Here is a 21,515-nt window from a genome sequence, read left to right as displayed (position 1 = left end):
ACACCACAGGCCCTGCCAACCTCAACGGCAGGCACCACGGACGGCTCCCCGGGCCCGACTGGCGTCGTCCGATCGGGCGGGCGAAGCGGCCGGAAGCCCGGTACGCTCCTATTCGTGGACGCTGAGCTGGTGGACTGGGAACTCGCCGTAACGACGGCGAAGAAGCTCGTCCGACCAGGGCCGCAGCGAAGCCGGGCGGAGGCGGACGAGATCGTCTCGGAGCTCCGGCGCCTGGCGGTCGTCGCCGAGGGCCATGTGCAGGACTACACCCAGCTCGTCCCCGCCGGACCACCGACCCCGATCGCGGTCGTCGACCGGCCGGAGTGGGTTCGTTCCAACGTCGCCGGGCTGCGCGTGGCCACCATGCCCCTGATCGAGAAGCTCTCCGACCAGAGCCGCGGCCGGCTCGCCGCCGCGGTGGGCCGGCGGGTCACCGGTGTCCAGGTCGGGTCCGCGCTCGCCTACCTCGCGGGCAAGGTCCTCGGCCAGTTCGAGGTCTTCCTCCCGCCGGAGGAGTACGAGGCGGGCAGCGCCGCGAGCGCCCCGTCTCTGGCGAAGCCCGGCGCTCCGACCCCGGTGGGGCGGCTCAGCCTCGTCGCGCCGAACATCGCCCACGCCGAGGAGACCCTGCGGGTGGTCCCACGCGACTTCCGGCTCTGGGTCTGCCTGCACGAGCAGACGCACCGCAGCCAGTTCACCGCCGTCCCGTGGCTGCGCGAGCACCTCGAGTCCGAGATCGCGGCGTTCATCGGCGCGACCGACCTCGATCCCGATGTCCTCGCCGACCGGCTCCGCTCCGCCGTCACGGCGCTGCGCAGCGCCGTGCGCGACCACGGGCCGGACACGCCGAGCGTCGTGGAGGCGTTGCAGACCCCGGCGCAACGCGCCGTCCTCGACCGCCTCCAGGCGCTGATGAGCCTGCTCGAGGGGCACGCCGACCAGGTCATGGACGCGGTCGGCCCGCAGGTCGTGCCGACGGTGGCCGACATCCGCGGCAAGTTCGACAACCGGCGCTCCGGCGGCTCGCCCATCGACCGCTTCCTACGTCGCCTGCTCGGGCTGGATCTCAAGATGCAGCAGTACCGCCAGGGCGGGGCGTTCGTCCGCGCCGTGGTCGCCGAGGTCGGCGTGGAGGGCTTCAACCACGTCTGGCAGTCGCCGCGGACCCTGCCCACCCGCCCTGAGCTGACCGACCCGGGCGCGTGGATGCTCCGGGTGCTCGGCACCCGCCCGTCGATGTCCGCGTGACGGTTCGGCCCGCGTGACGGTCCGGCCGACGCACGGTCCACAGCCCGCCGCGCTCGGGCGGGGCCGGGGGATGCCCGCTCCGGCCGTCGCCGCGGTGCGGCTGGCCGTCCGCGACGCGGTGGCCGACGTCCCACCCGGCGGCCTCGTCCTCGTCGCCTGTTCGGGCGGGGCGGATTCACTCGCGCTCGCCGCCGCGCTGGCCTTCGTGGCTCCCCGCCGCGCGCTGCGGGCCGGGCTCCTGACGGTGGACCACGGATGGGACGACACCTCACGACCCCGCGCCGAGGAGGTCGCCGCGAGCGGCCGGCTGCTCGGCCTGTCCCCGGTGGAGGTGCTCGCCGCGCCGTCGCCGAGATCCGAGGGCGCGGCCCGGGACTCGCGCCGCGCCGCGCTGCTCGCGGCCGGCGAGCGCCTGGGCGCGCACGCGGTGCTGCTCGGCCACACCCTCGACGACCAGGCCGAGACCGTCCTGCTGCGGCTCGCCCGCGGCTCGGGAGCACGGTCGCTGAGCGGCATGCCCGCCACGGACGGCGCCATCCGCCGCCCGCTGCTGCGGCTGCGGCGCGACCAGACTCGCCAGGCCTGCCAGTCTCTCGGCCTGGAGTTCTGGGACGACCCCACCAACGCCGACCCGGCCTTCGCCCGGGCCCGGACACGGTCGACCGTGCTGCCGGTGCTGGAGGCGGAGCTGGGGCCGGGCATCGCCGAGGCGCTGGCCCGCACCGCCGACCTGCTGCGGGCGGACGCGGACGCGCTCGAGGCACAGGCGGAGTCGGTCTACGCCGAGCTCGCCGGGAGCGCCGCGGGTACCACGGCGCCACGGGCACCGCGAACGCCGCTGGCGGCGGAGGCGGAACCGGGGCCGCGGGTCGAGTTCGACGTGGCGGCCCTCGCGGGCCTGACACAGGCGTTGCGGAGCCGGGTCCTGCGCCGCGCCGCGCTGGCGGCCGGGTCGTCGGCGTCCGCGCTGCGCGCCGACCACATCTGGGCCGTCGAGGACCTGGTGACCCGCTGGCGCGGGCAGAAGCCCGTCCCGCTGCCGTCGGGGGTGCTCGCCCGCCGGACCGGTGGCAGGATCACCCTCGTCGGCCCGGATGCACCGGTCCGTCCCGACACGCCGGCCGGTGCGGGCCACCCGGGCCGTCCCGGTGTGGTCCGCACGCCCGGTGAGCGTGGCGGACCGACGTCCCGCGCCCCGGCGTCGGGCACTCTGACGCCAGGCACCCCGGCGTCGGGCGACCGAGGACCAGGCGACCCAGCGCGCAACGAGGAGGACAGGCCGGTGAGCCAGGCCGCGACCGCGAAGCCCGACCACGACGGCACTTCGATCCCGGCCGGCGGGCCGCCCCGGGCGCATCCCGACATCGACGAGATCCTGGTCAGCCAGGATGAGATCGCCGCGAAGATCGCGGAGTTGGCGGCCCGCGTCGACGCGGACTACGCCGGTCGCGAGATCCTCCTGGTCGGCGTCCTCAAGGGCGCCGTGATGGTGATGGCGGACCTCTCCCGGGCCTTGTCGGTGCCGATCACGATGGAGTTCATGGCCGTCTCGTCGTACGGTTCGACGACGTCGTCCTCCGGTGTGGTCCGCATCCTCAAGGATCTCGACCGGTCGATCGAGGGCCGGGACGTGCTGGTCGTCGAGGACATCATCGACTCCGGGCTGACCCTCTCCTGGCTGCTGCGGAACCTGCGGTCGCGCGGGCCGGCGTCGCTGGAGGTGCTGGCGCTGTTCCGTAAGCCCGAGGCGATCACCGTGGACGTCGACGTCCGCTATGTCGGGTTCGACATCCCGAGTGCCTTCGTCGTGGGCTACGGCCTGGACTACGCCGAGCACTATCGGACCCTGCCGTTCGTAGGCACCCTCACGCCCGAGGCGATCGCCCGGCGCGCCTGACGGGCCGCGGGGCGGGGATCCATCCCCCGGTCAAGCCCGGCCACAGCACGGGTTCCGGGGAGGTCACGGACCGGTTCACCCGAGTCAGGCAGGGCCGGCACCGCTGATCGGCAGGTGTCCGGTAGCCCGCCGGTACGTCCCCGAGGGCCGTTACGGAACAGTGCGGCCCCCCGGTCCGTTGCTCGGATGTACGCGCGGTGAGATGCGCGTGCCGGCGGTACCCTCGGCACAAGGGAATCCCGATCGAGGGCAGCACACACGGCAGGAGGGTGGAACGCTTGTGTCCGGCGTTCCAGACAGATGACTCCAAGAAGAATCTTCCGCGGCTGGGTACCTCTGCTGCTCCTGGTCCTCTTCGTGATCATCCTCACGACGGGCGTGCTGTCCGGACCGAGTGAGTATCAGAAAGCAGACCTGAGCTTCGTACAGCAGCAGATCGACCAGAGCGCCGGAGCAAAACCCGAGACCAGGGTCGTCGATGCGACGATCCAGGACTCCAAGCAGATCATCCGGATCGAGCTGGGGAACGGCAAGAAGTACGAGTCGTCCTTCGCCACCGAGCAGGCCCTGGTCCTCGCCAACGAGCTCAAGCAGCAGAACATCAAGTACAACGTCTCCGTCGACCGCGGGAACGTCCTCGTCTCGCTGCTACTCAACCTGCTCCCCGTGCTGTTGATCGTGTTCCTGCTGCTGTTCTTCATGAACCAGATGCAGGGCGGCGGCAACCGTGTCATGAACTTCGGCAAGTCCAAGGCGAAACTGGTCAGCAAGGACACACCCAAGACCACGTTCGCTGATGTCGCCGGCGCGGACGAGGCGATCGAGGAGCTCCAGGAGATCAAGGAGTTCCTCGAGAACCCGGGCAAGTTCCAGGCGATCGGCGCCAAGATCCCCAAGGGCGTCCTGCTCTACGGGCCGCCCGGCACCGGCAAGACGCTGCTCGCCCGCGCCGTCGCAGGTGAGGCCGGCGTCCCGTTCTACTCGATCTCCGGCTCCGACTTCGTCGAGATGTTCGTCGGCGTCGGTGCGAGCCGGGTCCGCGACCTGTTCGAGCAGGCCAAGGCGAACGCGCCCGCGATCATCTTCGTGGACGAGATCGACGCCGTCGGCCGGCACCGCGGGGCGGGCCTGGGCGGTGGCCACGACGAGCGCGAGCAGACCCTCAACCAGCTCCTGGTCGAGATGGACGGGTTCGACGTGAAGGGCGGCGTCATCCTGATCGCCGCGACCAACCGACCCGACATCCTCGACCCGGCCCTGCTGCGTCCCGGCCGGTTCGACCGCCAGATCGTGGTCGACCGCCCCGACCTCCTCGGTCGCGAGGCGATCCTGAAGGTCCACGCCAAGGGCAAGCCGATCAGCTCGGACGTCGACATGCTGATCATCGCCCGGCGCACCCCCGGCTTCACCGGCGCGGACCTGGCGAACGTGCTCAACGAGGCGGCGCTGCTCGCCGCGAGGTCGGACGTCCGGTTCATCTCGTCGGCGCTGCTCGAGGAGTCGATCGACCGGGTCATGGCCGGGCCGGAGCGCAAGACCCGCGCGATGAGCGACCGGGAGAAGAAGCGGATCGCCTACCACGAGGGCGGTCATGCCCTGGTGGCGCACGCGCTCCCCAACGCCGACCCGGTCCACAAGATCACGATCCTGCCGCGTGGCCGGGCGCTCGGGTACACGATGCAGCTCCCCCTGGAGGACAAGTACCTGTCGACCAGGTCGGAGATGCTCGACCGGCTCGCCGTCCTCCTCGGCGGGCGCACCGCGGAGGAGCTCGTCTTCCACGAGCCGACCACCGGGGCCAGCGACGACATCGAGAAGGCGACCCAGATCGCCCGCGCGATGATCACCCAGTACGGCATGAGCGACAAGCTCGGCGCGATCAAGTTCGGCAGCGAGTCCGGTGAGGTCTTCCTCGGCCGCGACATGGGTCACCAACGCGACTACTCCGAGGAGGTCGCGAGCGAGATCGACGACGAGGTGCGCCGGCTGATCGAGGCCGCGCACGACGAGGCCTGGGAGATCCTGGTCACCTACCGGGACGTCCTCGACAACCTCGTCCTGCGGTTGATGGACACCGAGACCCTGAGCAAGGACGACGTGCTCGAGGTCTTCGCCACCGTCCAGAAGCGCCCCAGCCGTGGTTCGTACACCGGCGTGGGGCGGCGCATCCCGTCGGACCGACCGCCGGTGCAGACCCCGGCCGAGCTGGGTCTCGTCCCGTCCAAGGTCTCTGACCTGGTGAAGGGCAACAGTGGGCCGGCCGGCCATGCCACGAACGGCGGCGGCACGAACGGCGGTGGTTCGGCGAACGGCGGTGGGGTGAGCGGTGGCAACGGCACCGCGGGCCACCCCCGCCCGGCAGGCCAGGCCGACCCGGGCACCGCCGGAGGTCCCGCGGGCCTCGGGCACGGCGACCCCGCGCAGAGCGGGCCTGGACACAGCGCCTCGAGCCCGGCCCACGGCACACCCCCGCCGGGATCCCCGCCGCCGGAAGGCCCCCGGATCGCGAACCCCTGGGCACCGCCCACCTGGGACAACGATGACGACAGGAGACGCCGTTGACCTCCGATTCCGACCAGGCGCAGACCATCGTGCGACAGGCCGGTGAGCTGAACGCGGGCTCCTCCGGACTGGACCAGGGCGTCTCGCCGGAATCGGCCACCGAGAGCAACGTCTCGGACAACGTGACCGACGCGAAGGACGCCGGCAGCGGTGCTGGCAACGGCGTCGAGGCGCGGCGGCTGAAGCGGCCGGAGATGGTTCGGCCCTTCGACCACGAGCGGGTCGCACGGGCCGTCCGTGAGTTGCTGATCGGCATCGGCGAGGACCCGGACCGCGAGGGCCTACGCAAGACCCCGGACCGCGTCGCGCGCGCCTACCAGGAAGCGGTCGAGGGCCTCGGCCGGGACCCGGCGGAAGTCCTGACCACGGTCTTCGACGAGGGCCACGACGAGATGGTGCTGGTCCGCGACATCGACTTCTCGTCGCTGTGCGAGCACCACCTCGTGGTCTTCGCCGGCAAGGCGCACGTGGCCTACATCCCGAACGAGAAGGGGCAGATCACCGGCCTGTCCAAGCTGGCCCGGCTGGTCGACCTCTATGCCCGCCGGCCGCAGGTCCAGGAGCGCCTCACCTCTCAGGTCGCCGACGCACTCGTCGACGTCCTCGACCCGCGGGGCGTCATGGTCGTCGTCGAGGCGGAGCACCTCTGCATGTCGATGCGCGGTGTCCGCAAGCCGGGGGCGACCACGGTGACCTCGGCGGTGCGCGGCCAGTTCCTGAGCCCGGCCACCCGCAGCGAGGGAATGTCGCTGATCATTCGGGGTCGCTGACCCCGGGTCCGAGCCCGGACTCGTTCCGGGCTCGGACCCGGCTCGCAGTCGTTCCGGGCTCGGCTCGCGCCCGCAGGCGCCCGGCCCGGCCCGGCCCGGAGGCACTCACTCTTCGAGCGACTGGATCTCCCGGGTCGCTCGGCGCAGCTGTGCCGAGAGGCTGCGCGCGATCGCGCGCACCAGCGCGTTGTAGACGTCCGGATGCTCCCGCACCAGGGTGTCGAACGCCGCGACCGAGAGCACCTCGCAGGTCATGGTCTCCGCGACGACGATCCGGGTGGAACGCCGGCCGCCATCGACGAGTGCCAGCTCACCGAACGCACTGCCGGCTGGAACCGAGCTGAGCCGGAACCAGCGCGTCCCGTCCGCGTTCGGCGCCTGCGCGTTCGCCAGGCCCCTGGTGACGAAGTAGAGCGCGTCCGCCGGATCTCCCTCGTCGAAGACCGTCGCGCCGCGTTCGTAGGTGCGTCGTTCGCACATCGCGCCGATGACCCGGGTGCCCTCCTTGCCGAGATCGGTGAGCAGTTCCTGCGCGCCGAGCGGGACGTGCGCGGTCGGCGGGAGGGTCGCGAGGTCCTCGCGCATCAGCAGCGCCTCCTCCGCCCATTCGAGTGCGGTCTCCAGATCGGGAACGCGCTGCGTGCTCCAGTCCCCCCGCATCAGGCGGTCGACGCCCGGAAGCCCACGCGGGTCGGCGAACAGGACGTTGACGTCCCGGCTGGCCAGCTCGTCGAGCAGCACCCGCAGGAGCTCGAGGGCGGGCTCCCGGACGGCGGCCACCCGGCGCAGGTCGAGCACCACCCAGCGGACGTCGTCCAGGTGCTGGCGGACGGTGCGCACAACCCGCTCCGCGCTGGCGAACACCAGATCGCCCTGCAGCTCGTGGATGACGATCGCGGAACCCCGTACGGCGAGGACGGCCCGTTCCCGCGCGCCTCGCATCCGCTTCGAGCTCAGCGCGTCGCCACGGTGCGTGCCCCGCACCGGGTGCGGCGGTTCTCCCTGCGGGGCAAGGAGATGCAGTGCGAACCGGGAGGCCAGCCGCTCGCAGGCGCGCACGCCGCGGACGCTGTTGCCCACCTCGTCGAGCGGCGGGCTGAAGACGCCGATCCCGAGCTGCCCGGGCAGCACCGCGCACACTCCTCCGGCGACCCCGCTCTTCGCGGGCAGGCCCACCCGGAACAGCCAGGTTCCCGCCCGGTCGTACATGCCGCAGGTCGCCATGACGGTCAGCACATGGTTGACGTGCTCCTCGTTCAGGACGCGCTCGCCGGTCAGCGGGTTCACCCCGCCGCGGGCGAGGGTGCCGGCCATCACCGCGAGGTCCGCCGCGGTAACCTCCACGGCGCACTGCCGGAAGTAGACCTCACAGATCTCGTCCACCGGCCCCCGCAGCGCCCCCGCGCCACGCATCAGGTAGCCGATCGCACGGTTTCGATCACCGGTGTCCCGCTCGGAGGCGAAGACCCGCTCATTCACGGTCAGCTGCCTGCCCGCGAACGCCGACAGACCCGTCAGGACACGGTCGAAACGCTCGGCCGCGTCACCGCCGCCCACCAGGCTGGAGGTGAGCAGCGCCCCGGCATTCACCATCGGGTTCAGCGGACGGCCGGTCTCCGGCTCGAGCGTGATCGCGTTGAAGGCGTCGCCGGTCGGCTCGACCCCGACCCTGGCCAGCACACCGTCGGTCCCGCGGTCACGCAGGGCCAGCGCGTAAACGAACGGCTTCGACACCGACTGGATCGTGAACGGGACGTCGCTGTCGCCCGCCCGGTAGCGCAGCCCGTCCATCGTCGTGACGGCGAGGCCGAACAGGGCCGGGTCCGCGGTCGCGAGCTCGGGGATGAAGCTGGCGACCTTCCCCGACCGGTCGGTGCGGAAAGCCTCATGGATGTCCGCAAGCATCCGCTCCATCGGACCGGCGTCCGGTGCTCGTAGACGGGAGTCCTTGGCTGGCCGTGCGTTCCCGCCCGCGCGCATGGATCGATGAAAACACGAACATCGCGCGGACGTGGCCGGACGAACCAGCGCCAGCCGAACGAGCGTCAGCCGGCCAGGCGCGACAGCCAGCGCCGAGGCGCGGCCGGCGCTCGCGGCACGGCCGTCAGTGGGCCGAGCGCTACAGCCGGCAGGCCTGGATACCGGAGACCAGGATCCCGCGCGCGCCGAGATCCCACAGGTCGTCCATGGTGCGGTTGACGTCGGCCTTCAGGACCATCGCCCGGACCGCGACCCAGCCCTCCCGCTGCAGCGGGGAGATCGTCGGGGATTCGTAGCCCGGGGTGACCTCGCAGGCCTTCTCCAGCACGGAGGAGGGCACGTCGTAGTCCATCATCACGTACCGCCGGGCCACCAGGACGCCCTGCACCCGGCGCAGCAGCCGCTCGTGAGCGGCCGACAGATCCGCCCCGCGCTTGGCGATCATGATTGCCTCGGAGCGCAGCACCGACTCGCCGACGAGCTCGAGCCCGGCCGCCCGCAGGGTCCGCCCGGTCTCGACGACGTCGGCCACCGCGTCCGCCACGCCGAGCCGCACGGCGGTCTCGACGGCGCCGTCCAGCTTGACGATCTGGACCGAGATGCCGCGCCCGGCGAGGTCGGTACGCACCAGGCCGGGGAACGACGTGGCGACCCGCAGCCCGTCAAGCTCCTTGATGTCGCTCATGGTGCCGGCCGGCGCCGCGTAGTGGAACGCCGACTGGCCGAACCCGAGGGGCACCAGCTCCTGCGCCGACGTGTTGCTGTCGACGAGGAGATCACGGCCGGTGATGCCGAGATCGAGCCGGCCGGTGCCGACGTACACGGCGATGTCACGCGGACGCAGAAAGAAGAACTCGATGTCGTTCTCGACGTCGGCCACCACCAGCTCGGCGGACTCCCGCCGCGCGAGGTAACCCGCGTCGCACAGCAACTGGCTGGAGGCCGCCGCGAGCCCACCCTTGTTCGGAACCGCAATACGCAGCATCATCAACACTCGCCAAAGGCACGGAGGGCCGCAAAGCGGACGACCACGGAAAGGCAGGACCTACTCACAGGTGCGAGTATACGTCGTCCAGGGAAAGGCCCAGGGAAATCATCATCAGCTGGCTCCAGTAGAGGAGCTGGGAGAGTTCCTCGGCAGCCCGCTCCCGACTCTCGTGCTCGGCGGCCATCCACGTCTCGGCGGCCTCCTCGACGAGCTTCTTGCCGAGATGATGCACGCCCAGGTCGAGCGCGGCGACAGTACCGGAGCCCGGCGTCCGCTCACGCCATTTCCCGCCGAGCTCGGCAAAGAGTTCGTCAAATGTTTTTCTCTCGCGGCCTGCTCTCGCGCCACGAGATGATCCGACGACAGACGGCAACGGTGGGGTTCCACCCGGCGTACCACCGGCGGCCGCGGACTCCCCTCCCGGGACACCCCCGCCACTCCCGCCGTCGGTGCCCCCCGCGCCGCCGGTAACGGGCGAACGAGACGCCTCGGACGCGTCGGAGAAGGCCATGTCCGCATGCTACCCGCAGTGGCGGGGACGACAGCCGGAAACGATCATCGGTGTGCGCCACCGTGTCAGGCGCCGTTGATCTCCGATATCCGGCTCGTCGGCGGTGTCCGGAAGCGGGATCATCCCCGGCCGAGATCCGGTTCCCCGCGCCCGGGACACCGTTCGTCCGCGACACCGTTCGGGACATCGTTCGGGACGTGAAGACGACACCGGCGCGACCCTCTCGGACGATGGTGTCCCATCCCGGTGAATGGTTGACTGGTTACTTGTGTCCCGTCCCGTTCTCGTCGCCACCGACCTGGACGGAACCCTGATCCGCACCGACGGCACCGTCTCCGACCGGACCAGGGACGCCCTGCGACAGGTCGAGAACTCCGGCTCCACGGTCGTGTTCGTCACCGGCCGTCCCACCCGGGTGATGGCGGACGTCGTCCGGCAGACCGCGGTCTCGGGCCTCGCCATCTGCGCGAACGGCGCACTCGTCTACGACCTCGACACCGGCGTTCCGGTAAGCCAGACGATTCTGGAGACGCCCGCGGCGTTGAAGCTGGCCGCCGCGATCCGGGCAGCGGTACCCGACGCCACCTTCGCGGTGGAGAGCGGCGTGCGATTCGGCCGCGAACCCGATTTCCTGACCATGTGGCCGGATCCGGGCGAACTGGTCGCCGGTTTCCACGAGCTGCTCGAGCACCTGCCTGCGACGAAGCTGCTGGTCCGCCGGGGCGGCGCGTCGCTGGCCGACGTGTACGAGACGGTCGTCGCCCTGGCCGGAACCGAGGCGGTCGTGACGACGTCCAGTCACGACCTGATCGAGATCGCCGGCCCGGGGGTGTCGAAGGCCGTCGCGCTGGCTGAACTGGCGAGCGAGCGCGGTGTGCTCGCCGCCGAGGTGGTCGCGTTCGGCGACATGCCCAACGACCTGCCCATGTTCGCCTGGGCCGGGCATTCGGTAGCGGTCGCCAACGCCCATCCGGACGTCCTCGCCGCCGCCGACGAGATCACCGCGTCGAACGACGACGACGGTGTCGCTCAGGTACTGGAACGGCTGTTTTCCTGAAACGACGGGCCGGCCGGGTCAGCCGTCGCCCCTCGGCCGGGCCAGGTCGGCGTACAGGGTCTTGTAACGCGAGAGGATCGGCTCCAGATCGTCCACGCCGCGGCTGGCGTACTGGTCGAAGAAGCGCGTGTAGAAGTCGACGCTTTTCCGGTCACGCAGGATCGTGGCGTCCATCGACTCCGCCAACACGACGTTGTCGTCCAGGATGGTGAACCCCTGCATAGGCGGGTAACCGAGATCAGCTGTGTCCGGAACCACTTTCACGGTCACGTTGGCGAGCTGGGCGACGGCCTCGACCCTGTCGACCTGAGCCAGCATGGCGCCCGGGGGTGCGAACCTGTTCCGGAAAACCGTCTCGAATATCACGAACTCAAATTCTCGACTCAGGTCGTATAAGAGTTCTTGACGGCGCGCACGCAGTGACACCGTCGCCGCGGTATCAGCCCATTTACTCTCCGCGTCCCCGTGCGTGAGACCGAAGTACTCATTGATTACCCGTCGAGTGTATTCACCGATCTGGAGCAGGCCGGGTATCAGGATCGGTTCCAGATTCCGGATCCGATGCGCTCGCGTTTCCTCGGCGGAGAAGTCCTGCTGACCGACAGTGCCTCTGCGGGCGGGACCACGGGTCGTGCCGGCATGGTCCTGATCCGCACCCGCCTGGTCGACGAGGCTGGAGACAAGGGCCTGCGGCGCGTCCAGGGCGACGGCAATGCGCTCCACGTCGGCGGGGGACGGCCGCGCGACACCCCGCTCGATCTTCGAGATCTTCGCCTGGCTCATGTGCACCAGCGCTCCCAGCCGCTCCCCGGTCAGCCCCCGCTCACCGCGCAGCCGAGCAAGGACGACGCCCACCGGCTCCCTGCCAGAAAGATCGCTACCGCGCTCAGTCATTTCCTTCGTCCGCCATCGGGACGCCCGGGAGGCAGGCGGTGCCGGGTCGGTGTCGCTCGCCGAGCCCAGCACCGACCGACATCGAGCCTGTCCTCGCTATATTCCTGTCGGGAGCGAATCCGCGGCGCGGAGCAGCAGCTCACGTGGGATCCGGACCCGGGCTTCCCCATCCGGGGGATCCTCGTGCGACCTCTGTTGCGGGAACACCCAGCCCTGGACGACGACGTCACCGTCGTCCGTGACGTAGATCGTCGGACAGGCGCCCCCGTTGCAGGTGGCCACAGGCACGAGTTTCATTCGCTACCTTCCCCCCTCGCGCACGCGATCTACGCGAGTGTGCTGAGACTAGCAGGGTCGGAACAGGAATAACCTGCGACTCTGCAGACTATGACGGGCACCCGGAATACTACGGCGGTCGCGGACCGGCCTGGCCCGCCGTGGACGACGCCCGCGACGCATCCCTCGACGGCCCGCACATAGATCACCATTGGCGCAATCAGCGCTGGTCACGGACTCCCAAACACGATTGACACGCCGCAACGGACCTACCTAGGTCCAATCGACGCAGCACCCTGCCGGCGGTGGTGCGGTGCGGCGTCAGCGGCCGTCCGGTGGCCCGGCTCCAGCGTGGCGACGGAGGCAGGCCCGGCGCGGCCTAGGCGCCCAGGCTCCGTACGGCGGCGATCAGAAGCTCCCGTGGGATCTCCACGAGATGCTCACCCGGAGCCAGTTCGACCTCCGCCTCATCAGCGGAGAAGCCAGGCCCCTGGACGGCGATCGTGCCGGCTTCGGTCAGATACAGCCGAGGACAGGAGCCCGCTCCACACGCGGGCGTGAGTGGGGTCATACGCATCCGGTCCGACCTCTCTTCGCGCGCCCCCCGGCCACCGCCACTGACAAATCAGGCGTGGCGTGGCGCAGCCCGGACAGACTCGCCGTCCGTTACGACGGGATCGTTGAACCGAGTAGACCACAACAGCGCACCACACTCACGGACTGCGACAGCCGACGGATCCGTACCTCTGACCCGAAAGCACCCAGAACCATAAAAATAGGACAGGAAGTAGTCATACAACTACCCGATGTTGACAGAAACGGGCATTGGACGGGATTCGCGAAAACTCGCCGATTATTCCGGCTTAAGTACTTGCGATTCGCGGCCAGGACGGTCACGATTCGTGTAGGTCCTGGCGGTGGCCAGGGCCTCAAGGTCCTCCCGCACCCGAGGAGGTGCATGGATGTCTGGCACGGGGGCATGGCCATCCACCGAACCACGATTGTCAACGCGGCCGTGGTCCCCTACGTTCACGCCTGTCCAACCATATGCGACGCGCCAGAGCATGCTTTCGCGGCCCATTCGAGGGGCTCGCCTGGAGCCAGACCGCGCTGACACAGGGCTGCGGGCGGTGTGAGATGACCGCGCTCACATCCATTGAGCCAGGAACTGAGATCCCAGTCGGGGACCTCGTCGTCATCGGTGTGGCGCTCACCGTCGTCGCCGCCTGCCTCGGCAGGCTCCGCGCCGCATTCATCCTCGGCATTCCGACACTGCTGCTAGCGGGCATCGCGACGATACTCGGCTGGTTGCTCGGCGGCACGGCCGACAGCGGCAACACAGTCCCGCCGCCGGCGCGGAGCCTGTCCCCCGAGGCCACCGCCGGCGCCGCACCCGGCGGCGGCACGCACTGGGGCGCTTTCTTCCTGACCGTGCTCGGCGCGGTGCTCATCATCCTCGGTACGGTTGTGTGGGCAATCTGGTCCAAGCGACACAGTGAGCGGTTCGAACTCGGGAACGGGGCCGGGTCAGTTCCACAGCCGGATCCCACCGCGCTGCGGTGGACACACTCCGACCTCCCCGTGTCCCTGTCGGAGCTGGACGACGACTTTTACCCCGACCTACCCGTCCAGCACCAGACGCCGCCGGACCTGAACGCATGGGCGCCGGAAACCGCACCTGCCGATGGCAGGGAGAGCACGATGGGCGGGCCCGGCCAACCGCGGAGCCGGCGGAATCACCAGGACCAGCCGACCGACCCGTTCTTCGAGAACATCGCGGCCCGCATCGACCGGATCGTCGGCCTGTATCTGAACGCGGTGACGCCCCGGCCCGGTCGTCCGGCCCGCGTCGATCTGCTCGCGCCGGATGCCCAGTACTTCGTCAGTGCACTGACCACAACACTGGACCTGTTCGGTGGCACAGCCCCGGCCGATCGGATGGAACCGCTCGTCGAAGCCGTCCGCGAGGTGGAACGTCGGTGGGACGCCGTCATCGGAACCCGGATCGGGCCGAACACGCCGGACGAGACCGAGACGGCCAGGGCGCCGTCGGCGGCCCCACCCCGACCGGCCCCGGGACGCCCGGCCCGCGATACCAAAAGCACCGACGAGCACGCCGACGTGCCACGCCCCACGGCAGCGTCGAAGCACCGGCTGCGGATACCGCCACGGCCCACGCCTCCCCCACGGCCCGCACTCCCGCTGGTGCCCGGCGGCACGAACAGCGACGGCGACCGGCGCCGCCGCAGGCTGCCGGGCGAGCATCCCGCGAGGAACCACCGGATCCGCCCGGAGCTCGACCGACCGGCGGAACCCGACGAGCCCGACGGGCCCAGCAGCCCTCGCGAGTCCGACCGGCCCGACCGGCCCGACCGCACCTGATCGCTTCCGATCACCCGGCCGGCCCGGCCACGGGCCCACGGCGACCACGAGTGACCCATCCGAATCGCGTCGACATCTGATGTCGGCGCCCGCGCGTCTCCGGGTCGGCCTCAGCTCGGGGGGAGGCCGACCCGGAGACCCACTCGCGTGCCCCTTTGTGGCTCTGTCACCGGCTCCGGTAACCCCGGCTACGCGGATCCCGGGCGGAGTCGCATGCGATGGCGCTGCCGGCGGTCGAGGAGGCCAGGATAGGAGCATGGCGACCTCCGTTCCCCGGGATCCGGCCGAGCCGGCCCTGCCGCCGCACGAGATCGACGAGGAGTTCCGCGCGCTGCCCACCGCGGCCCTCACCGACGCCGCGCTCCAGGCCGCCCGAGACCTGGGTGCCGCCCACGCCGACATCCGGATCGAACGTCTCAAGGAGTCGTCGCTGTCGTTCCGCGACGCCGGCCTGGAGAGCCGTTCGGACGGTGTCACCGCGGGCTTCGCCGTCCGCGTCGTCCACGACGGGACCTGGGGCTTCGCCGCCGGTGTGGATCTGACCGTGGATGAGGCCGTGCGGGTCGCCCGGGAGGCCGTCGCCATGGCGAAGGTGGCGCGGCCGCTGAACTCCGAGCCGGTCGAGCTGGCCGACGAGCCCGTTCACGCCGGCGCGACCTGGGTCTCCAGCTACGCCACGGACCCGTTCTCGGTCGATCCGCGCGACCAGGTCGAGCGGATCGGCGGGCTGTGCCGGTCGCTGTACTCCGCCGAGGACGTCGATCACGTCGACGGACGGTTCGCCGCCGTCATGGAGAACAAGTTCTACGCCGACACCGCCGGGACGGACACCACCCAGCAGCGGGTCCGCGTGCTCTGCCAGCTCGAGGCGACCCGGGTCGACCCGGCGGGTGGCTTCGAGTCCATGCGCACCATCGCGCCTCCGGCCGGCCGCGGCTGGGAGTGGATGGTCGGCGGCTCGGCGGCCGGCTGCTGGGACTGGGAGTCCGAGACCGAGCTCATCCCCTCGCTGCTGGCCGAGAAGGCGAAGGCGTCGTCGGTGGAACCGGGGCGCTACGACCTGGTTATCGACCCGTCGAACCTGTGGCTGACGATCCACGAGTCGGTCGGGCACGCCACCGAGCTCGACCGGGCTCTCGGCTACGAGGCCGCCTACGCCGGGACGTCCTTCGCCACGCTCGACAAGCTCGGGTCGCTGCGCTACGGATCACCGGCGATGACCGTGACCGGCGACCGGACGGCACCGCACGGCCTGGCCACCATCGGCTACGACGACGAGGGCGTGCAGACCCGCCGCTGGGACATCGTCCGCGACGGTGTCCTGGTCGGCTACCAGCTCGACCGGCGGATGGCGGCGCAGAACGCGTCCACGCTCGGCGTGGACCGCTCCAACGGCTGCGCCTTCGCGGACTCCCCCGGGCATGTACCGATCCAGCGGATGGCGAACGTCTCACTGCTCCCCGCGCCCGGCGGGCCGTCCACGGAGGACCTGATCGGCCGGGTCGACCGGGGGATCTACGTGGTCGGCGACCGGAGCTGGTCGATCGACATGCAGCGCTACAACTTCCAGTTCACCGGGCAGCGGTTCTACGAGATCCGCAAGGGCCGGATCGTCGGCCAGCTGCGCGACGTCGCCTACCAGGCGACCACCACGGACTTCTGGGGCTCGCTGGACGCCGTCGGCGGCCCCGAGACCTACGTGCTGGGCGGGGCGTTCAACTGCGGCAAGGGCCAGCCCGGCCAGGTCGCGGCGGTCAGCCACGGCTGCCCGTCGGCGCTGTTCCGCGACGTCAACATCCTGAACACGCGCCGCGAGGGCGGCCGATGAGCGAGGGGCTCCTGGTGACGGGCACGACACAGGCGATCCGTGCTTCGCACGAGATCCTCGAACGGGCGCTGGAGCTGTCCCGCGCGGACGGCGCGATCGTGATCGCCAGCGAGTCGAGCACGGTGAACCTGCGCTGGGCGAACAACACGCTCACCACGAACGGTGCCGCGCGTGACCGCTCCGTGACCATCATCAGCGTGATCGGGCGCTCGTTCGGGGTGCGCTCCACCTCGACGGTGGACGGGCCGGGCGTCGGGGCCGATCTGGCGGGCCTGGAGGCGCTGGTCCGCGCATCCGAGGCGGCCGCACGCGAATCAGACGACGCCGAGGACTACAGCGACCTGGTCGTGCCCGCGGCGGCGGCGGTCGGCGGCCGGTCCTTCACCGACCCGGCCGAGCGGACCAGCAGCGAGGTGTTCGCCTCCTTCGCCGACGACCTGGCCGAGGCGTTCGGCGCGGCGCGGGCGGAGGGCCGGCGCCTGTTCGGTTTCGCCGAGCACGACCGCACCACGACCTGGCTCGGGACGTCGACCGGCCTGCGGCTGCGGCACAGCCAGCCCACCGGCTCGGTGGAGTGGAACGCGAAGAGCGCCGCCCCCGGTGGCTCCGTGTGGCACGGGCAGTCCACCCAGGACTTCACCGATGTGGACGTCGCCGCGACCGACGCGCGTCTGCGGGCCCGGCTGCGCTGGTGCGACCGGTCGGTGGAGCTGCCGGCCGGCCGGTACGAGACGCTTCTCCCCCCCTCCGCCGTCGCCGACCTCATGGTCTACCTGTACTGGTCGGCGGCCGGGCGGGACGCCGCCGAGGGACGCACGGTGTTCAGTCGCGCCGGCGGCGGGACGCGCGTGGGCGAGGCGCTCGGCCCCGCCGGCCTGCGCCTGTGGAGCGACCCCAGCGCGGCGGGCCTGACGAGCGCGCCGTTCGTGACGGCTGGTGCGTCCTCGGCGACCTCGAGTGTCTTCGACAACGGGCTGCCGCTGGGACCGACCGACTGGATCCGGGACGGTCGTCTCAACGCGCTTGTCCAGACCCGCTCGTCGGCGCGCGCCGCGAGCCTGGCCGCCCCGGCCGCCGCGCCGAACAGCACCAGCAACAGCTCCGGCAACGGCATCAGCGCCGGCGCGGCCGGCCTCGCCGGTCAGGGCATCGCCGTGACCCCCTTCGTCGACAACCTGCTCCTCGACGGCGGCGGCACCGCCACCCTGGACGAGATGATCACCTCGACGCGGCGCGGCCTGCTCCTGACCTGCCTGTGGTACATCCGGGAGGTCGACCCGCAGGTCCTGCTACTCACCGGCCTCACCCGGGACGGCGTCTTTCTCATCGAAAACGGTGAGGTCGTCGGGGCGGTCAACAACTTCCGGTTCAACGAGTCGCCGGTGGACCTGCTGGGCCGCATCGCCGAGATCGGTGCCAGCACGCGGACGATGCCGCGGGAATGGGCCGACTGGTTCACGCTGGCCAGAATGCCCGCGCTGCGGATTCCGGACTTCAACATGAGCTCGGTGAGCCCGGCGAGCTGACCCGCCCGACGCCGGCACCAGGCGGGTGCCGGCGTCGCCGGCGTCAGAGGTAGGCGCCGCCGAACGGCTCGTTGTCGCCCTGCTGCTGCCCGCTGGGCAGAGCCCGGCGACGCATCTCCTCGAGCTGCGCCCGCGCCGCCATCTGCTGGGCGAACAGCGCGGTCTGCAACCCGTGGAAGAGCCCCTCGAGCCAGCCGACGAGCTGCGCCTGGGCGATCCGCAGCTCCCCGTCGGAGGGGGTCGCGTCCTCGTCGAACGGCAGCGACAGGCGGTCGAGCTCCGCGCGTAGCTCCGGGGCGAGCCCGTCCGAGAGCTCGGTGATCGAGCTCTGGTGGATCTGCCGGAGCCGGACGCGGCTGGCGTCGTCGAGCGGTGCGGCCCGCACCTCCTCGAGCAGCTGCTTGATCATGGTGCCGATCCGCATGACCTTGTCCGGCTGGGACACCATGCCGGCGAAGGGGTTCTTGCCCTCGCCCGGCCCATCGTCGCCGGCCCGCCCGCCGTGCCCCGCGGAAGGCGTGAGCGGGACGCCTACCGCGCCGGGGGCCTCCTGCAGGGCGCCGTCCGGGCCGACGACGACGACACGGGGTTCCGGTTGGTCTGTCATGCCCACCATCCTGCCCTCCTGGTCGGACGAATCCATCCCGGTGGCACGTCGAACATCTCGTCCGGTCACGGCACGTTCACCCCGGCGGCCGAGCCGCCCGACTCAGCCGCCCACCGTCATGACGACCTTGCCCACGTGCCCGGACTCCTCCAGCACCCGGTGGGCCGTGGCGACCTCGGTTATCGGCAGGACACGGTCGATCACTGGCCGGATCCGCCCGGCGGCGACCTCCGGCCAGAACTCCTCGCGCACGCCCGCGACGATCCGGGCCTTCTGCGCGTCCGGACGGGCGCGCAGCGAGAGCGCGTGCACGCTGGCCCGCTTGGGGAGCAGGGCGCCCAGGTTCAGGGTGCCCTTGGTGCCGCCCTGCAGCCCGATCACGACGAGGCGGCCCTCGGTCGCCAGCAGGTCCACGTTGCGCTCCAGGTACGACGCGCCCATGTTGTCGAGAATGACGTCGGCGCCGTGGCCGCCGGTCTCCGCCCGCACCCGGGCGACGAAATCCTCGTCCCGGTAGGCGACCGTGATGTGCGCGCCGAGCTCGCGGCAGCGGACGAGCTTCTCCGCGCTGCCCGCCGTCGTGGCGACCACCGCGGACGGGCGCAGCGCCCGCACAGCCTGGATCGCGAAGGTGCCGATGCCGGACGCGCCGCCGTGGACGAGAAAGACCTCGCCGTCCGCCAGGGCCGCGCGCTCGAAGACCGTGGAGTGCACGGTGCACGCGACCTCGGGCAGGCCCGCGGCATGGATGAGGTCGACCCCGGAGGGAACCGGCAGCAGCTGGGCCGCCGGGACATTGACCTGGGTCGCGTATCCCCCGCCCACCAGCAGCGCGCACACCTCGTCGCCCAGGGCGAAACCGTCGACCCCGGGGCCCAGCGCGGCCACCCGGCCGGAGCACTCCATCCCGATGATCTCGGTCGCGCCGCGGGGCGGGGGATAGAAGCCCTGCCGCTGCAGCAGATCCGCCCGGTTCACGGCCGTCGCCACGATGTCGACGGTGACCTCACCGTTGCCGGGCGGCGGGAGGTCGGGCACCTCCGACCAGCTCATGACGTCGGGTCCACCGGGAGCGCTCACCGTCACCGCATGCACGGACTTCACTGTACGGCGCGGGCCGGGTGCGCCGGCGCGAGCTCAGACGGGTTCCGGCTCCGGTTCCGGCCGTTCGGGGGCCGGCGGGGTGAAAGGGGACGGCTCGTGCGGCGCGGGCGGAAGGTCGGGGGTGTCGGGGAGCAACGGCCCGGGATCGTCCGGTATCGGGGCGTCCGGGTCGAGCGGGGGCGGGGCGGGCCGCCGCGGGGTGGCGACCGGCGCGCGCGCCGGGCCGGGCGACTCCAGGGCAGGCGGCACTCGAGCGGTCAGCTCCAGGGCAGGCGGCACCCGAGCAGTCAGCGCAGACATAGACATCGCCTACCCCGCACCCCGTCCGCGGGAAACATCGCCGTTCAGCGCCGACGGTCATGAAGCCCCCGCCGCGAAACCCCCGACCGCGACAGCCCCGCCTCCGACAGCCCCGCCTCCGGCAGCCCCAGGCGCGTGAACCCCAGGAGGGACGGCACCAGCCCGGCACGAGATACCACCGCCCGAGCCTGGAACGGGTACCGCCAGGTCACGCGCCCAGCCAGGAAACGAATCCGGCCAGGAGGCGATTTCGTCGGGATGTACCCCTTTCGCGATACTTCCGGCACGGAGTACCGTCCGGTCGAGCGGCGATGTCGTACCCGTTAACAAGGATCTCCCGCGGCCGCGGCGGAGACGCCCGTGGACACACGAGTATCGCCAAGACCAGCCGTGGGAGTGTGCCTGGTGAGTGTGGACAGCGCCGCGGACGTCGGCGTCCATGCGCCACGCCTGCCCACCGGCCGGGCGCGTCCGCCACGACCGGACCAGAGCGCGGGGGCGCACCGTGGACGCGGACCGCACTGGTACCCGGACTCCCTGGCCGCGGGCGTGAGCACCGATGCGGCCGCCAGCGGCGCCCTGCCCCAGCGCCAGGGCTCCGACGACGGGCTCACCGGCTCCGATGATCGGCTCCTGGGCCGGCACACGGCCCGGGACGAGGCGGGGTGGTCCGACCTGGAGGACCCCGAGCCTGTTCCGGGCGAGGCGGCTGGGCCGGAGTCTGCCGGCGGCACGGGCACGCCCCTGAACGCGCCGGTCGAGTTCCGGGAGTTCTTCGAGCGCCACCACCGCGAGCTGTCGCGTTTCGCCTATCTGCTCACCGGCGACCACGACGCGGCTGACGACCTCACCGCCGAGGCGCTCACGGCCGCCTGGTCCAAGTGGGAGCGGGTCAGCAGCGCGGACAGCCCACTCGCCTACGTGCGGCGCATCGTGGCGAATCTGGCCACCAGCCGGCTGCGGCGGGTGATCCGGGAACGCCGGGGGATGACCGTCCTCGGCATGCTGGCCGAACGTACCGAGCACGCTGCGGACGACGCCGACGTTCCCGCCGCCGTGGACCTGCGCGCCGCGCTGATGACCCTTCCAGCCAGGAAGCGGGCGTGTGTCGTGCTGCGGTACGCCTTCGACCTGTCCGAGGCGGACACTGCCCGGACGCTGGGAATCTCCGTCGGAACGGTGAAGAGCCAGACATCCAAGGCGGTGGCCGAGCTCGAACGGGTACTCGGCACCAGGCCCGAACTGACCCACTCCGACCCGCCGGACGGCACCCCGGCCCGAAAACCGGACGCGCGCCCCCTGGCCCCGCAGGCACCGCGCCGAGCCGGTGCCACGCGCGGCCGCCGGCGTGCGGCCGGCGGAACGGATCCGGCGAGCGTCGCCCGGTCGGCGCTGAACCGGCTGCGCGACAGCGAGGCACCCGGACGGCTCCGCGGCAGCGAGGGCTGAGAACACTCCCAAGACCCCGGAGCGCACAAAGGAGGACCCACCAGCACGTTCCTCCGGCGAGACGCCCTCGGATCCTGGAGACCTCACACCATGACTGTGTACGGCGGTGAGCGGTACCCACGACGATCGCGGGTCT

At 71.3% G+C, this 21,515-nt stretch carries 18 protein-coding genes; 9 read left to right on the top strand and 9 right to left on the bottom strand.

Annotation, left to right across the window (positions count from 1 at the left end):
* Nucleotides 1-114 precede the first annotated feature (114 nt).
* The 4 genes from FRANEAN1_RS01465 (at nt 115) to folE (ending at nt 6,477) form a co-directional block, all read left to right on the top strand.
* Nucleotides 115-1,248, top strand: coding sequence for a zinc-dependent metalloprotease (locus tag FRANEAN1_RS01465; protein ID WP_012157743.1), 1,134 nt, complete (start codon nt 115-117; stop codon nt 1,246-1,248).
* A gap of 70 nt (nt 1,249-1,318) precedes the next feature.
* On the top strand, nt 1,319-3,145 hold the full coding sequence (gene hpt, locus FRANEAN1_RS01460; RefSeq protein WP_012157742.1) for a hypoxanthine phosphoribosyltransferase: 1,827 nt from the start codon (nt 1,319-1,321) through the stop codon (nt 3,143-3,145).
* A 300-nt stretch (nt 3,146-3,445) separates the two neighbouring features.
* Nucleotides 3,446-5,707 carry an ATP-dependent zinc metalloprotease FtsH gene (ftsH, locus tag FRANEAN1_RS01455; RefSeq protein ID WP_012157741.1) on the top strand — a complete coding sequence of 754 codons (2,262 nt, stop codon included), beginning with the start codon at nt 3,446-3,448 and terminating at the stop codon, nt 5,705-5,707.
* The gene (gene folE, locus FRANEAN1_RS01450) at nt 5,704-6,477 is read left to right on the top strand and encodes a GTP cyclohydrolase I FolE (protein WP_012157740.1); all 774 of its coding nucleotides are present in this window, start codon (nt 5,704-5,706) and stop codon (nt 6,475-6,477) included. The genes ftsH and folE overlap by 4 nt, the downstream gene beginning before the upstream one ends.
* A 105-nt stretch (nt 6,478-6,582) precedes the next feature.
* Here folE and glsA read toward each other — a convergent pair whose 3' ends face one another.
* The 3 genes from glsA to FRANEAN1_RS01435 form a co-directional block, all read right to left on the bottom strand.
* Entirely contained in the window at nt 6,583-8,382 is a 1,800-nt protein-coding gene (gene glsA, locus FRANEAN1_RS01445) for a glutaminase A (RefSeq protein WP_347176938.1), read from the bottom strand.
* A gap of 214 nt (nt 8,383-8,596) precedes the next feature.
* On the bottom strand, nt 8,597-9,442 hold the full coding sequence (hisG, locus tag FRANEAN1_RS01440) for an ATP phosphoribosyltransferase (RefSeq protein WP_041255267.1): 846 nt from the start codon (nt 9,440-9,442) through the stop codon (nt 8,597-8,599).
* A 64-nt stretch (nt 9,443-9,506) separates the two neighbouring features.
* Entirely contained in the window at nt 9,507-9,818 is a 312-nt protein-coding gene (locus FRANEAN1_RS01435; RefSeq protein ID WP_049795559.1) for a phosphoribosyl-ATP diphosphatase, read from the bottom strand.
* Nucleotides 9,819-10,224: 406 nt separating this feature from the next.
* Between FRANEAN1_RS01435 and FRANEAN1_RS01430 the strand changes: the two genes are divergently transcribed.
* The gene (locus FRANEAN1_RS01430; RefSeq protein WP_157472246.1) at nt 10,225-11,013 is read left to right on the top strand and encodes a Cof-type HAD-IIB family hydrolase; all 789 of its coding nucleotides are present in this window, start codon (nt 10,225-10,227) and stop codon (nt 11,011-11,013) included.
* Between the two features lie 18 nt (nt 11,014-11,031).
* Here FRANEAN1_RS01430 and FRANEAN1_RS01425 read toward each other — a convergent pair whose 3' ends face one another.
* From FRANEAN1_RS01425 to FRANEAN1_RS01415, 3 genes are all read right to left on the bottom strand, one after another.
* Nucleotides 11,032-11,907: a helix-turn-helix transcriptional regulator gene (locus FRANEAN1_RS01425; RefSeq protein WP_347176937.1), complete on the bottom strand. Its 876-nt coding sequence runs from the start codon at nt 11,905-11,907 to the stop codon at nt 11,032-11,034.
* Nucleotides 11,908-12,003: 96 nt separating this feature from the next.
* Nucleotides 12,004-12,204, bottom strand: coding sequence for a hypothetical protein (locus tag FRANEAN1_RS01420; RefSeq protein WP_041253584.1), 201 nt, complete (start codon nt 12,202-12,204; stop codon nt 12,004-12,006).
* 358 nt (nt 12,205-12,562) lie between these two features.
* Nucleotides 12,563-12,760 (bottom strand): hypothetical protein, encoded by a 198-nt coding sequence (locus FRANEAN1_RS01415; protein ID WP_041253582.1) that lies wholly within the window; start codon nt 12,758-12,760, stop codon nt 12,563-12,565.
* Between the two features lie 560 nt (nt 12,761-13,320).
* Here FRANEAN1_RS01415 and FRANEAN1_RS36725 point away from each other — a divergent pair.
* From FRANEAN1_RS36725 to FRANEAN1_RS01400, 3 genes are all read left to right on the top strand, one after another.
* Nucleotides 13,321-14,565 carry a hypothetical protein gene (locus FRANEAN1_RS36725; protein ID WP_049795557.1) on the top strand — a complete coding sequence of 415 codons (1,245 nt, stop codon included), beginning with the start codon at nt 13,321-13,323 and terminating at the stop codon, nt 14,563-14,565.
* A 256-nt stretch (nt 14,566-14,821) separates the two neighbouring features.
* On the top strand, nt 14,822-16,393 hold the full coding sequence (locus tag FRANEAN1_RS01405; RefSeq protein WP_012157732.1) for a TldD/PmbA family protein: 1,572 nt from the start codon (nt 14,822-14,824) through the stop codon (nt 16,391-16,393).
* Nucleotides 16,390-17,919 carry a metallopeptidase TldD-related protein gene (locus FRANEAN1_RS01400; protein ID WP_012157731.1) on the top strand — a complete coding sequence of 510 codons (1,530 nt, stop codon included), beginning with the start codon at nt 16,390-16,392 and terminating at the stop codon, nt 17,917-17,919. The genes FRANEAN1_RS01405 and FRANEAN1_RS01400 overlap by 4 nt, the downstream gene beginning before the upstream one ends.
* Nucleotides 17,920-17,962: 43 nt before the next feature.
* On the opposite strand, the gene FRANEAN1_RS01395 is transcribed toward FRANEAN1_RS01400, so the two are convergent.
* From FRANEAN1_RS01395 to FRANEAN1_RS01385, 3 genes are all read right to left on the bottom strand, one after another.
* Nucleotides 17,963-18,526, bottom strand: coding sequence for a bacterial proteasome activator family protein (locus FRANEAN1_RS01395; RefSeq protein ID WP_041255262.1), 564 nt, complete (start codon nt 18,524-18,526; stop codon nt 17,963-17,965).
* Nucleotides 18,527-18,628: 102 nt separating this feature from the next.
* Entirely contained in the window at nt 18,629-19,621 is a 993-nt protein-coding gene (locus tag FRANEAN1_RS01390) for an NAD(P)H-quinone oxidoreductase (protein ID WP_083788141.1), read from the bottom strand.
* A gap of 42 nt (nt 19,622-19,663) precedes the next feature.
* The gene (locus FRANEAN1_RS01385; RefSeq protein ID WP_347176936.1) at nt 19,664-19,936 is read right to left on the bottom strand and encodes a hypothetical protein; all 273 of its coding nucleotides are present in this window, start codon (nt 19,934-19,936) and stop codon (nt 19,664-19,666) included.
* Nucleotides 19,937-20,335: 399 nt separating this feature from the next.
* On the opposite strand from FRANEAN1_RS01385, the gene FRANEAN1_RS01380 reads away from it, so the two are divergent.
* Entirely contained in the window at nt 20,336-21,379 is a 1,044-nt protein-coding gene (locus FRANEAN1_RS01380) for a SigE family RNA polymerase sigma factor (RefSeq protein WP_347176935.1), read from the top strand.
* Nucleotides 21,380-21,515 lie beyond the last annotated feature (136 nt).

The organism is Parafrankia sp. EAN1pec (genome assembly GCF_000018005.1).
GTDB lineage: Bacteria > Actinomycetota > Actinomycetes > Frankiales > Frankiaceae > Parafrankia > Parafrankia soli.
This window is presented reverse-complemented; position numbering and strand designations above follow the sequence as displayed.